Source organism: Nocardia mexicana NBRC 108244, from assembly GCF_001613165.1.
In the GTDB taxonomy this organism is placed as follows: Bacteria; Actinomycetota; Actinomycetes; order Mycobacteriales; family Mycobacteriaceae; genus Nocardia; species Nocardia mexicana.
The window spans coordinates 15,911-28,637 of the sequence record NZ_BDBV01000067.1 but is presented as its reverse complement, the minus strand read 5'-3'; the positions used below and the strand labels follow the sequence as shown (position 1 = coordinate 28,637).

12 protein-coding genes are annotated in these 12,727 nt (G+C 69.8%); 5 read left to right on the top strand and 7 right to left on the bottom strand.

Going from position 1 to position 12,727, the window contains the following annotated elements:
• Positions 1 to 39: 39 nt before the first annotated feature.
• The 3 genes from glpD to NM1_RS25975 are packed head-to-tail and all read right to left on the bottom strand — an operon-like array spanning position 40 to position 4,114.
• On the bottom strand, positions 40 to 1,716 hold the full coding sequence (gene glpD / locus NM1_RS25985; protein WP_068025059.1) for a glycerol-3-phosphate dehydrogenase: 1,677 nt from the start codon (positions 1,714 to 1,716) through the stop codon (positions 40 to 42).
• Positions 1,717 to 1,748: 32 nt separating this feature from the next.
• A complete protein-coding gene (glpK, locus tag NM1_RS25980) occupies positions 1,749 to 3,269 on the bottom strand; it encodes a glycerol kinase GlpK (protein WP_068025057.1) in 1,521 nt (506 codons plus the stop codon).
• Positions 3,270 to 3,325: 56 nt separating this feature from the next.
• Positions 3,326 to 4,114, bottom strand: coding sequence for an MIP/aquaporin family protein (locus NM1_RS25975; protein ID WP_246011654.1), 789 nt, complete (start codon positions 4,112 to 4,114; stop codon positions 3,326 to 3,328).
• Between the two features lie 252 nt (positions 4,115 to 4,366).
• Here NM1_RS25975 and NM1_RS25970 point away from each other — a divergent pair, with 252 nt between their 5' ends.
• Both NM1_RS25970 and glpK (NM1_RS25965) read left to right on the top strand, forming a co-directional pair.
• Positions 4,367 to 5,131: an IclR family transcriptional regulator gene (locus NM1_RS25970; protein WP_068025050.1), complete on the top strand. Its 765-nt coding sequence runs from the start codon at positions 4,367 to 4,369 to the stop codon at positions 5,129 to 5,131.
• 103 nt (positions 5,132 to 5,234) lie between these two features.
• Positions 5,235 to 6,767 carry a glycerol kinase GlpK gene (gene glpK / locus NM1_RS25965; protein ID WP_068025046.1) on the top strand — a complete coding sequence of 511 codons (1,533 nt, stop codon included), beginning with the start codon at positions 5,235 to 5,237 and terminating at the stop codon, positions 6,765 to 6,767.
• 77 nt (positions 6,768 to 6,844) lie between these two features.
• Here glpK (NM1_RS25965) and NM1_RS25960 read toward each other — a convergent pair whose 3' ends face one another.
• Both NM1_RS25960 and NM1_RS25955 read right to left on the bottom strand, forming a co-directional pair.
• Entirely contained in the window at positions 6,845 to 7,078 is a 234-nt protein-coding gene (locus NM1_RS25960) for a hypothetical protein (RefSeq protein ID WP_068025044.1), read from the bottom strand.
• Positions 7,079 to 7,264: 186 nt separating this feature from the next.
• Positions 7,265 to 7,750 carry a hypothetical protein gene (locus NM1_RS25955; protein WP_246011656.1) on the bottom strand — a complete coding sequence of 162 codons (486 nt, stop codon included), beginning with the start codon at positions 7,748 to 7,750 and terminating at the stop codon, positions 7,265 to 7,267.
• Positions 7,751 to 7,925: 175 nt separating this feature from the next.
• Between NM1_RS25955 and NM1_RS25950 the strand changes: the two genes are divergently transcribed.
• From NM1_RS25950 to NM1_RS25940, 3 genes are all read left to right on the top strand, one after another.
• Positions 7,926 to 8,573 (top strand): TetR family transcriptional regulator, encoded by a 648-nt coding sequence (locus NM1_RS25950; protein ID WP_084520037.1) that lies wholly within the window; start codon positions 7,926 to 7,928, stop codon positions 8,571 to 8,573.
• Positions 8,570 to 9,763, top strand: a complete 1,194-nt coding sequence (locus NM1_RS25945) for an NADH:flavin oxidoreductase (protein WP_068025042.1) — start codon at positions 8,570 to 8,572, stop codon at positions 9,761 to 9,763. The genes NM1_RS25950 and NM1_RS25945 overlap by 4 nt, the downstream gene beginning before the upstream one ends.
• A gap of 106 nt (positions 9,764 to 9,869) precedes the next feature.
• Positions 9,870 to 10,619: an SDR family oxidoreductase gene (locus NM1_RS25940; RefSeq protein WP_068025039.1), complete on the top strand. Its 750-nt coding sequence runs from the start codon at positions 9,870 to 9,872 to the stop codon at positions 10,617 to 10,619.
• On the opposite strand, the gene NM1_RS25935 is transcribed toward NM1_RS25940, so the two are convergent.
• Together NM1_RS25935 and NM1_RS25930 are read right to left on the bottom strand one after the other, a co-directional pair.
• Positions 10,556 to 12,049 (bottom strand): MFS transporter, encoded by a 1,494-nt coding sequence (locus NM1_RS25935; RefSeq protein ID WP_068025036.1) that lies wholly within the window; start codon positions 12,047 to 12,049, stop codon positions 10,556 to 10,558. The two genes, NM1_RS25940 and NM1_RS25935, sit on opposite strands and share 64 nt — an antisense overlap.
• On the bottom strand, positions 12,046 to 12,612 hold the full coding sequence (locus NM1_RS25930) for an acyl carrier protein (RefSeq protein WP_068025033.1): 567 nt from the start codon (positions 12,610 to 12,612) through the stop codon (positions 12,046 to 12,048). The genes NM1_RS25935 and NM1_RS25930 overlap by 4 nt, the downstream gene beginning before the upstream one ends.
• Positions 12,613 to 12,727: the final 115 nt, after the last annotated feature.

Genomic DNA, 12,727 nt, shown 5'->3' with positions numbered 1-12,727 from the left:
CGGAAATGACAGGGCAGCTCGTGTTTCAGGCGCCGCAGCTCAGGACACCGCGACCAACCGCGCGGTATTCGCGGCCTCGTCGTCGGTTGCCTCGTTGGCCGCCAGTTCCGCCTGTACCCGGTCGCGGTAGCGGGCGAGTTCCGCGGCCTTGGCGGGCTCGTCCCAGCCCAGGTGCGGGGCGACCAGATCCGCCACCGCCACGGCCGCGGTGAGGCCGCGGTCGGGCACCTCGATGGAGATGCGGGTGCGGCGGGTCAGGATGTCGTCGAGGTGCAGCGCGCCCTCGTGCGTGACGGCGTACACGGCCTCCGCGCCCAGATACTCGCTCGCGCCGGGCAGCGGCATGCCCAGTTCCGGTGCGGCGTCGATCATTCCGATCAGTTCCGTGGTCAGCGCGCCGTAGCGTTCGAGCAGGTGCGAGATCGTCTCCACCGGCAGCCCGGCCCGCGCCGCGACACCCTCGACGTCGTCGAGCATTTCGTGATAGCCGACCGCGCCGAGCAGCGGCAGGTTCTGGGTGACCGACGGCGCCATCCCCTGACCGAAGCCCGCCACCGCGGCATCCACCACGTCGGCGGCCATCACCCGGTAGGTGGTGTACTTGCCGCCCGCGACCACGAACAGCCCCGGAACCGGTTCGGCCACAGCGTGTTCGCGCGACAGCTTCGAGGTGTCGCTCGAAGCGCCGGACAGCAGCGGGCGCAGGCCCGCGTAGGTGCCGACGATGTCGTCCTCGGAGATCGGCTCGCGCAAAAGCGAATTCAGGTGGTCGAGGATGTAGCGCACGTCGGTGGCGGTGGCCACCGGGTGGTTGCGGTCCAGCGACCAGTCGGTGTCGGTGGTGCCGATGATCCAGTGCTCGCGCCACGGGATCACGAACAGCACGCTCTTCTCGGTCTTCATGATCAGACCGGTGCCCAGGTTCAGCCGCGCGCGCGGCACCATGATGTGCACGCCCTTGGACATGCGCACGTGGAACGGGAAATCCACGCCGGTCATGGCGTTCATCTCGTCGGTCCACACGCCCGTCGCGCTGATCACGCTGCGGGCCCGCACGTCGTAGGAGCGGCCGGTCTCCCGATCGGTCACCGTCGCGCCCACGACCTGCTCCCCCTCACGGAGCAGGCCGGTCACCCTCGTCCGGGTGAGCACCGTCGCGCCGTGCTGGGCGGCGGTGCGGGCGAGCATCATGGTGTGCCGCGCGTCGTCGACCTGAGCGTCGAAGTAGCGGATGGCGCCGGTCATGGCGTCCGCCCGCAGCGCGGGCGCCAATTCCAGTGCGCGCGTGCGGCTCAGGTGCTTGTGCATGGGCAGCGCGCGGGCCCCGCCCAGGGTGTCGTAGAGCGCGACGCCGGCGCCGATGTACGGGCGCTCCCAGTGATGCTGCAGCGGGAACAGGAACGACACCGGATGCACCAGATGCGGGGCCAGCCGGTTCAACAGCAGCCCGCGCTCCTTGAGCGCCTCCCGCACCAGCGCGAAGTCCAGCTGTTCCAGATAGCGCAGGCCGCCGTGGATGAGCTTGCTGGAGCGGCTGGAGGTTCCGGCCGCCCAGTCGCGGGCCTCGACCACGACCGTGGTCAGTCCGCGGGAGGCGGCGTCCAGTGCGGCGCCGGCGCCGACCACGCCGCCGCCGATCACCAGGACGTCGATGTCCTTGCGGCCCAGGGAGTTCAGCCCCTCGGCGCGGTACTGCGAATCCAATTGTGTTGTCACTGCAGTATTTCTCTCTCGTATTCGGTGATAGGTCACTCGTCGACGTCGACCCAGTCGAGGGTGCGCGACACGGCTTTCTTCCAGCGGGCGTAACCGCGCTCGCGCTGCTCGTCGGTCCAGGTCGGGGTCCAGCGCTTGGACTCCTGCCAGTTCTGCTCCAGCTCGCTGACGTCCTTCCAGAAGCCGACGGCGAGCCCGGCGGCGTAGGCGGCGCCCAGCGCGGTGGTCTCGGCGACCACGGGCCGCGACACCGGCACGCCCAGGAAATCGGCCTGCAGCTGCATGCACAGCTCGTTGGCGGTGACGCCGCCGTCCACACGCAGGACGTCCAGCTCGACCCCGGAATCGGCCTCCATGGCCTCCACGACATCGCGCGTCTGGTAGCAGATGGCCTCCAGGGCGGCGCGGGCGAGATGGGCATTGGTGCTGTAGCGGGACAGGCCGACGATGACGCCGCGCGCGTCGGAGCGCCAGTACGGCGCGAACAGCCCGGAGAACGCGGGCACGAAGTAGACGCCGCCGTTGTCGTCCACCTGGCGGGCCAGCGACTCGCTCTGTGCCGCACCGGAAATGATGCCCAGCTGGTCGCGCAGCCACTGGATGGCCGAACCGGTCACCGCGATCGAACCCTCCAGCGCGTACACCGGCTTGTCGGTGCCGAACTGGTAGGCGACGGTGGTCAGCAGGCCGTGCTGCGAGCGCACGATCTCCTCACCGGTGTTGAGCAGCAGGAAGTTTCCGGTGCCGTAGGTGTTCTTGGCCTCGCCCGGCCGGAAGCACAGCTGGCCGACGGTGGCGGCCTGCTGGTCGCCGACGACGCCCGCCACCGGGATCTCCGCCTGGAACGGGCCGTCGGCGGTGGTGGTGCCGAACAGGGCCGGATTCACCGACGGCTGAATCTCGGGCAGCATCGCGCGCGGCACGCCGAACAACTCCAGCAGCTCGTCGTCCCAGTCGAGGGTCTCCAGGTTCATCAGCATGGTGCGGCTGGCGTTGGTGACGTCGGTGACGTGGCGGCCGCCGCGGGAGCCGCCGGTGAGGTTCCACAGCACCCAGGTGTCGGCGGTGCCGAAGATCGCGTCGCCGCGCTCGGCGGCCTCGCGCACGCCGGGGACGTTGTCGAGAATCCACTTCAGCTTGCCGCCGGAGAAGTACGTGGCGGGCGGCAGGCCGGTCTTGTGGCGGATGGTGTCGGCGTGCCCGGCGCGTTCCAGCTCGGTGACGATGCGGTCGGTGCGGGTGTCCTGCCACACGATGGCGTTGTAGTAGGGGCGTCCGGTGCGCTTGTTCCAGACGATGGTGGTCTCGCGCTGGTTGGTGACGCCGACCGCGGCCAGGTCCTCGGCGGTCAGATCCGCCTTCGCCAGTGCGGTTTTGATGACGGTGCTGGTGCGCTCCCAGATCTCGGCCGGGTTGTGTTCGACCCAGCCGGCGCGCGGCAGGATCTGCTCGTGTTCCAGCTGCCAGCGGGCGACCTCGTTGCCGCCGTGGTCGAACACCATGAAGCGAGTGCTGGTGGTGCCCTGGTCGATGGCTCCGACATACCGGGTCATCGCGGGTTCCTTTCGGGAAAGACGATGGGGGAGAGGGTGGTTCGATGGACCGTGATTCAGAAGACCATGGCGGACACCAGGCCCGCGAGCGCGCCGCCGGCCAGCGGGCCGAGCACCGGCACCCACGCGTAGGCCCAGTCGTTGTTCTTGGGCTGCGGTGCGGGGGTTTCGGCGGGCGCGCCGGAACCGGCGGGCACCCGCGCGGGTGTCGTGCTCTGCACCGGCAGCACGGCGTGCGCCAGCCGCGGGCCGAGGTCGCGGGCCGGGTTGATCGCGTACCCGGTCGGGCCGCCGAGCGAGGCGCCTATGCCCACGACCAGCAGTGCCGCCGCGAGCGGGCCGAGGCCGGTCGGGGTCTTGCCGATGCCGATGATGACCAGCACCAGGACGAAGGTGGCGATCACCTCGGTGGCGAAATTCCAGCCGTAGGAACGGATTTCGGGGGCGGTGGAGAAGACGCCGAGCTTCTTGGCGCCGTCGGATTCGGCGTCGAAATGCTTCTTGTAGGCCACGTACACGATGCACGCGCCGAGGAACGCGCCGAGCATCTGCCCGCCCAGATAGGCGATCGTATTGCCGAAGGTGATGGCGACCCCGGGCGCGTACTCGTCCGCGCCGCTGGAGAGGATCCCGATCGTGACGGCCGGGTTGAGGTGGCCGCCGGTCTTGTAGGCGACGTACACGCCGCCGAAGACGCCGAGCCCCCACCCGAAGTTGATCAGCAGCCAGCCGCCGTCGAAGCCCTTGGTCTTGGCCAGCAGCACGTTGGCGACTACACCGGCACCCAGAATGATCAGTACGCCCGTGCCGAGGGCCTCGCTGAGAAATATCTCGCCGAAGTTCACCGTTGAGCCTCCGTCTAACATCGGCCACTCGTGCGGCCGTCCTGAATGTGACGGTACGGTCGCGGTTTCGACCCGGACATAGGGGTCATTCGACAATGTCGAACCGCGGGGGTGGAGCATGATCTTGCTGATCGCTACTCTACGGCGGTCGTGAGGAATATGGCCCAGGTCACACCCCATGGGTATGTGTGTCGCCGGGTAGCGCGCGTGTTCGACATCGTCGAAAGCGTGAATGCGAGTTAGGTTGCGTGCATGCCGGGTCCGATTCAGTCGATCGAGCGCGCGGCGGCCGTCCTGCGACTGCTCGCCCGCTCCGGCCGCCTCGGGGTGGGCGATATCGCCGCCGCGCTCGGGCTGGCGAAGCCGACCGCGCACGGCATCCTGCGCACCCTGCAGGGCGTCGGGTTCGTCGTGCAGGACGCGGGCAGCGGCAAGTACCGGCTGGGCGCGGCGATGGGCAAGGTCGGCACCGGTTACCTGGACCCGAACGACCTGCGGTCGCGGGCGATCAACTGGGCCGACGCGCTGGCGGCCCGAACCGGCGAGGCGGTGCGGATCGCGGCGCGCGCGGGTGACGACGGCGGTGTGCTCGTGGTGCACCACGTATTCCGCCCCGACAACACCGAGCAGGCGCTGGAGGTCGGCGAGCGGCTGCCCGCTCACGCGACCGCGCTGGGCAAGGTGCTGCTGGCCTACGACGCGGATCTGGCGGCGCGGGCGCGCGGCGGCGAGCTGAGCGCGCTGACCCACCGGACGGTGATGGACCGGGCGGCGCTGGATCGGGAGCTGACGCGGGTGCGGCAGGACGGGTGGGCGGGGGAGATCGAGGAGTTCCGTTCCGGCGTGGCCGGGATCGCGGCACCGATCCGGGCGCACGGCGGGCTGGTGGTCGGGGCCGTCGGCATCATGGGTCCGGTCGATCGGATCTGCGATGCCCGGCTGCGGTTCCGGGCGACGCCGGTCCGGCAGGTGCGCGATGCGGCGCGGGCGGTGTCGCGGGAGCTCGGCGCGCAATGACGGTGGGATACACGAGATTTCCGCCGTTTCGCCGGTTTCGCTCGATCGGCGTGTTGCAATCTCCTTGTCCCCGAACCGGATACCCGACAGGAAGCCGCCACGGATGACGCAGCGATACGTTCTGGCCCTCGATCAGGGCACCACGTCCACCCGGTGCATCCTGTTCGATCACCGCGCGCGCCTGGCGGGAGTGGCGCAGCGCGAGCATCGGCAGCACTATCCGCGGCCGGGCTGGGTCGAACAGGACGCCACCGAGATCTGGCGCACGGTGGAGCGCATCATTCCGCAGGTGCTGCGCGATTCCGGGATCGGCGCGGAACAGATTGCGGCGGTGGGGATTGCGAACCAGCGCGAGACCACCGTGGTGTGGGACCGCCGCACGGGCGTGCCGGTCGGCCGCGCCATCGTCTGGCAGGACGTGCGGACCGAGGATCTGGTCCGGGAGTTCGAGGACGCCCCGGGTGCGGAGCGGATCCGGGAACTGTGCGGCCTGCCGCTGGCCACCTACTTCGCCGCGCCCCGATTACGCTGGTTACTGGATACCGTGCCGGGGCTACGCGAGCGGGCCGAGCGCGGCGACGTGCTGTTCGGCACGATGGAGAGCTGGCTGGTCTGGAATCTCACCGGCGGCGTCGACGGCGGGCTGCACGTCACCGACGTGACCAATGCCAGCCGCACGCTGCTGATGAATCTGGCCACCCGCGCCTGGGATCCGGAACTGTTGCGGTTCTTCGGAATTCCCGCGGCGATGCTGCCGCGGATCCAGTCGTCGACGGCATCGTTCGGCAGCACCCGCAGCCTGGTGCCGGGCATCCCGATCGCGGCCGCGCTGGGCGACCAGCACGCCGCGCTGTTCGGCCAGACCTGTTTCGCCCGTGGGGAAACCAAGTGCACCTACGGCACCGGCGCCTTCCTGATGATGAATACCGGCAGCGAGCTGGTGCAATCCGAGCACGGGCTGCTGACCACCATCGGCTACCAGATCGGGGACGAACCCGTGTACGCGCTGGAGGGGCCGGTCGCCATGACCGGTTCGCTGGTGCAGTGGGTGCGCGACAACATCGGGCTGGTCGGCACCGCCCCCGAGATCGAAACCCTCGCGCGCACAGTGGAAGACAACGGCGGGTGCTATCTGGTGCCCGCGTTCTCCGGCCTGTACGCGCCGCACTGGCGCAGCGATGCCCGCGGTCTGCTCATCGGGCTGACCTCCTACGTCACCAAGGGGCATATCGCGCGCGCGGTGCTCGAGGCGACGGCGTGGCAGACCCGCGAGGTGGTCGACGCGATGAACGCCGATTCGGGCCTGCAGGTGCGGGCGCTGCGCGTCGACGGCGGCATGACCTCCGACAACCTGCTCATGCAGATCGTCGCCGACGTCCTCGACGTCCCGGTGATGCGCCCCTTCGTCTCCGAGACGGTCTCCCTGGGTGCGGCGTACGCGGCCGGACTCGCCGTCGGCTACTGGCCGGATCTGCAAGGGCTGCGCGGAAATTGGCGAGTAGCCGCGCAGTGGGTGCCGCGCATGGACCCGACCCACCGCGAGCGAGAGTACGAGAACTGGCAGCGCGCCGTGGAACTGACCTTCGGCTGGATGCGCTCGACACGCGGCACCCCCGCGGGCGGCCGGGCCCGCTGATCTGGCTGGCAGGTATTTCCGGCGGGCGCGGCAAGCCCGGCGCGACGATCCGAACCGGGCTTGCCGCGTCGTCCCCGCTATCCGGGCAGGCAGCCCTTGGCCTTCAGGTCCGCGAAGACCTCGTTGGAGACGGTGACGGAGGTGCCGGGCTGGACGTTGGCCAGCGCGTCGACGCCGACCTGATTCTGGATGGAGCAGCCGAGCAGCTCCGCGGTGACGGTGATGGTCTCGTCCGCATGGGCCACACCGGACCCCAGGACGGCCGCGCCGGCGAAAGCCAGCGCGACGGCGCCGGTTTTGACGAATCGCATTCGGATCTCCTCGTGATCGACATCGGGTGCGGCAGAACCGGTCGTTTGTCCAGGTGAACTGGGGTTTCTCGGGCGCCACCGCGATTGCGGGCCCCAGACTATGCGGTGCGCTGTGAGTCTGCCGTGGAGGCCTGGAGACTTGCCGGATCTCGGGGTTTCGATCGCGGGATCACCACCGGAGGTCGATCAGCGGAGATCGCGGGCGAGGCGGGCCGCGCCGGTCGCCAGGTAGCTGCCGGTCATGGTGACCAGCGGTGCGGCCGCGCTGCGCGGTACGTCGCCGCGCACCAGATGCCCCGCCCCGTGCGCGGTGTCGAGGAAGTCGACCATCAGTGCCAGGCGCTGCCACCGGCGGCGGTCGCCGTCGGACGCGGTCAGGTACCCCAGTCCCAGCGCCAGCGCCCGAGCGCCGAAAATGCGGGTGAGATAGACGGATTCGGGTGTCAGCCGCATGCCGAACAGTCGCCCGAGCCGCCTGGGTGCGGCCAGGGAGCCGACGCCCAAAACGATGCGGCCGACCGCCAGGGCCTGTAGTGCCGTCGCCAGCCCACGGTCGGCGCCCGCTGCGTGCCCCTGCGCTGTCTGGTTCGGTGCTGCCTTGCCCTGCGTTGCTTGATCCCGGGCCGCCTGGCTCTGCACTGCGTGACTTTGTGCTGCCTGCTTGTCTGCCATGGTTTCGAGCTTCCTCGGGTGGGCGGGTCGAGGCGATTACCTGCTGGGTAAGAGTTGGTGGGTTCGGGGCGAGTGCCGAGATCCTGCGCCCTTTCGATGTCGCACATGCGCCGGAGTTCGGGCAGTTTCAATCAATGATTGAAACATTGTTTGAGCGTGTGTTTCACTGGCTGCCATGAATGAGCGCAGTGAGCGAATCGCCGACACGGCGCGCGTCGCGCAGAGCGGGGCCGAGGGGCAGCGGGGTGCGGCCGTCGGCGAGAACGCCGCGGTGGGCACTCGGGAGCGGCTGCTGGCCGCAGCCGAGCGGCTGCTGCTGACCGAACGGTACGACGATGTGTCGGTGCGCGCCATCTGTGCCGCGGCACAGGCGAATCCGGCCGCGGTGCACTATCACTTCGGATCCAAGGACGCGCTGGTGTCGGCCCTGCTGGAGGACCGGCTGGGGCCGCTGTGGGCCGACCGGCTGTCGGCCCTGACCACGGCGCACGCCCCGGTCCCGGAACTCGTCGAGGCGCTGATCGAGCCGTTCGTCGAGCTGTCCGCCGATCCCGTGGGCCGCCTGCACCTGCGGCTGCTGGCGCAGTTCGTGCTGGGCAGGCACACCGGTGCGTGGCAGCAGCCCTGGTTCCGGATCGACTCCTGGACCGGGCTGCTGCCGGGCGTCGACGCCGCCGACAGCGGACGCCGGTGGATGCTGGCATTCGAATTGATCATCACGCGGTTCGGCGGGGCGCAGCGGGTCATGTCGCGCGAATCGATTGCCGCACTGCGCGATTTCGTCGTGGCCGGGCTGACCACTCCGTCCGGGAGTGACCGATGAACGACGTCTTCGCACCGGCCACACTGGGCCCGATCACGTTGCGCAACAGGGTGATCAAGGCGGCCACGTTCGAGGGGCGAACCCCCGACGCCCTCGTCACCGACGATCTGATCGAATTCCACCGCGAGGTCGCCGCGGGCGGGGTGGCGCTCACGACGGTCGCCTACTGCGCGGTCGCGCCGGGCGGCCGCACGGACCGCCACCAGCTGTGGATGCGGCCGGAAGCGGTTGCGGGACTGCGGAAGCTGACCGACGCCGTGCACGCGCAGGGCGCGGCCGCCAGTGCGCAGATCGGGCACGCGGGCCCGGTCGCGAACGCGGCCTCCAACCGGGCGCCCGCCCTCGCGCCGAGCCGGATGTTCAGCCCCTTGGGCATGCGCCCCATGAAGGTTCCCGACGCCACCGAGATCCGGCAGCTCGTGGCCGCCCACGCGGACGCCGCGCGCCTGGCCGAGCGGTCGGGGTTCGACGCGGTCGAAATCCATTTCGGGCACAACTATCTGGTGAGTTCGTTCCTGAGCCCGCTGCTGAATCGGCGCACCGACGGATACGGCGGGTCGGCGGTCAACCGGGCGCGGCTGGCCCGCGAGATCGCCTGCGCCGTCCGCGAAGCCGTGGGCGACCGGCTGGCGGTGACGGCGAAGCTGAACATGGAGGACGGCGTGCGGGGCGGTCTCACCGTCCCGGAGTCACTGCAGGCCGCGGCCTGGCTGGAGGCCGACGGGGCACTGGACGCCCTCGAATTGACCGCGGGCAGTTCGCTGCTGAACCCGATGCTGCTGTTTCACGGCGCGGCACCGCGGCGGGAATTCGCGAAAGTGCTTCCGGCCCCGGCACGGTGGGGCTTCCGCCTGGCCGGGCGGGCCTTCCTGAAGGAGTACCCGTATCGCGAGGCGTATCTGCTGGAGCGGGCCCGCCAGTTCCGCCGTGAGCTGTCGATGCCGCTGATCCTGCTGGGCGGCATCACGAATCTGGAGACCATGCGCGCGGCGATGGCGGAGGGGTTCGACTTCGTCGCGATGGGCCGGGCTCTGCTGCGCGAACCGGATCTGTTGCACCGCATCCGATCCGATGCGGCCACGCAATCGGCGTGCATCCACTGCAACGAATGCATGCCGACGATCTACACCCGCACCCGCTGTGTCTACCGCCCTGACCGAACCCCCGAACCGATCGCCCCGGCCGAGTAGGTCCCGCCGGGGCGAGTGAGATTCGTTGCGGCAGTGGTGCTGTCCGACACCGGTCCGATCTCGCAGCGCACCGAGGCTGTGATCGGCCGAATGAGAGGAGAAGAACATGACCGGACGTCTCGCCGGACGCGTCGCCGTGATCAGCGGCGCCGCATCGGGAATGGGCGCCTCGCACGCCCGCGCATTCATCGCCGAGGGCGCCGACGTCGTGCTGGGCGATATCGCCGTCGACGCGGGCAAGCAGCTCGCCGACGAACTCGGCGAGCGCGCGGCCTTCGCGGAACTCGACGTCACCCGCGCCGCGGACTGGGAGGCGGCCGTGGCCACCGCGCTGGACCGGTTCGGCAAGCTCGACGTCCTGGTCAACAATGCCGGAATCCTCGACGGCGGCCCGCTGGGCAGCTATACCGAGGCGCAGTGGCAGCGGGTGCTGGCCGTGAATCTCACCGGACCGTTCCTCGGCCTGTCGGCGGCGCGCGATGCGCTCGTGGCCGCCCGCCCGGCATCGGTCGTCAACATCTCCTCCGCCGCGGGCATGCAGGGTGTCTCCGGTATGCACGCCTACACGGCCTCGAAGTTCGGGCTGCGCGGGTTCACCAAATCGGCGGCGCTGGAGCTGGCGCCGCACGGCGTGCGCGTCAATTCCGTGCACCCGGGCGGCATCGTGACGCCGATGATCGGCGCGCAGCCGGGCGCGGTGACCATCGACCTGAACGAGAGCACGCTGACGCGGCTGGGCACGCCCGAGGAGGTCTCCGGCCTGGTGGTGTACCTGGCCTCCACGGAGTCGAGCTACTGCACCGGCGGCGAATTCCTGGCCGACGGCGGGATGACCGCGGGCTCCACCTTCGGCTGAGCCCCAGCAGTGGATCCTCGCTTCGGCGGACCGGGCAGCGCCAGGGTGAGCACGCCGAGCCCGAAGGCCACCACCGCGATCGCCGACAGCATGGTGATACTCCCCGCCAGCGTGTGCGCGCGGAAGAACACGGTGCTCAACACGGCCAGCCCGACCGCGTTGCCGACCTGCTCGAGGGTGGGCACCGTGCCCGAAGCCTCCGCCATCCGGTGCTCGTCCAAACCGGCCAGCATGAGCGGCTGCAGCGGCACCCCGAACAGCCCGATGCCGAACCCGGAGATGAACACCGGCACCACGGCCAGCGCGAGGCTGACATCGCCGTCGGTGATGTAGAGGTACCCGGCCGCGATGGCCACGCATCCGCCGTAGACGGTGACCCCGGCCGAGAGCGCGCGAACCCCCCAGAAGTGGATGAACACCGGCGACAGCAGCGCCCCGGCGCCCGCGCCCAGCGCGAAGGGCGTCATCGCGATGCCGGTCCGCAGGGGCGACCAGTGCAGCACGTCCTGCAGCAGGATCGAGGCGGCGAATACGAAGGCGGTGAAGAGCCCGAAGAAGATGGTCACCAGGATCGAGCCGACGGCGAATCGTCGTTCGGAGAACAGATCCAGGCGCACCAGCGTCGTGCGACCGCCCCGCTCGCGGCGGCGCTGGTGTGTCACGAATACCGCCGCCAGCGCCAGCGCGGCGATGATCATCGCGAAATGTGCGGGCCGCCAACCCCGTTGCTGCACATCGGCCAGCGCCGACAGCAGCAGGAACAGGCTCACGATGGACAGCGTCGCACCACCGAAGTCCATCCGCTCGCGCTCCGGCGCCCGGCCCAGATGCAGGTACTTGTAGGCCAGTACCGCGGCCAGCAGGCCGAGCGGCACGTTCATCCAGAAGATCGAATGCCAGCCCAGCCCACCGATATTCAGGGTGATGAGCACGCCGCCCACGATCGGCCCGAGCATGCCCGCGAAGCCCGCCGTCGCCCCGTACAGCGCGAAGACGAGCTGGTGCCGCTCGCGCGGAAAGCTGGCGGTGAGAATCGCGATGGTCTGCGCCGCCATCCCGGCCCCGGCGACCCCCTGCGCCACCCGGGCAACCACCAGTTCGGTTGCGGTATCCGATATTCCGCACCACACCGACGCGGCGGTGAAGGCGGCCACCGATGCCAGGAACATGGTGCGGCGGCCGACGAGGGCGCCGACGCGGGCCGCGATCAGCAGGGTGCAGGCGAACGCCAGCGAGAATCCCGCCACCATCAGCAGTTGCGCGGTCTGCGAGGCGTGCAGGTCGCGGGTGATGTCCGGCAGTGCGGTATTCACGATCGTCACGTCGATCATCTGCATGAAGACCGAGATGAGACATCCGGCGAACGCCAGCCAGGCGGCGAGTTCGCCGGACGGGGGAGTGACCGCGGTGGGGGTACGGGCCTCCGTCACCGGCAGACCTCCTGTCCGTGGTTCGAATGTGCCGGTGCCGCCGGGAGTTTCGGTCCGGCCTGCGTCGCGGACTCGGCAGCGGCCGAATCGGGCTCCGCCGCGTTCTCGCCGGCTGCGGACGCATCGCCGGCGAGGATCAGCGCCGCCAGCTTCGTCCCGGCCTGTGCCAGGTTGAACGATCGGCCCGTCTGCAGCGACACCAGTTCGATGCCGAAGGTTCTGCTGATCCGGGCGCCCAGTTCGACGGCCATCAGCGAGTCCAGGCCGAGGTCGGAGACGGGGACCGTCGCGTCGATGGAATCCGGTGCGACGCGCATGATCTCGGCGAGTTCCGCGGTGAGCATGCGGGTCACGGCCGGACCGCGCGCGTCGACGTCCATGGCGGACAGCTCGGCCCTGATCCGCGTCAGCCGCGAGGTGTCGTGGGCCGGAGTTCCGGCCCGGCCGGTGCGGTTCGGCTGGGGGAAGGCCGCGGCCGCGACGACCTCGAGGTACTTGGCGACCTGCTCGTCGGCGTCACCGGCAAATCGGCAGCCGATCCCGGCCATGGCAATGTCCGACATTGAGATCCTCCGATTTCGGACAGTCGAAAACGTCATTCCCGACCCGGGGAATGGTTCGAATGGCGTCACTGTCGCAGACGGGAGCGTGGCTATCCCACTCAACGCATGAACGTTC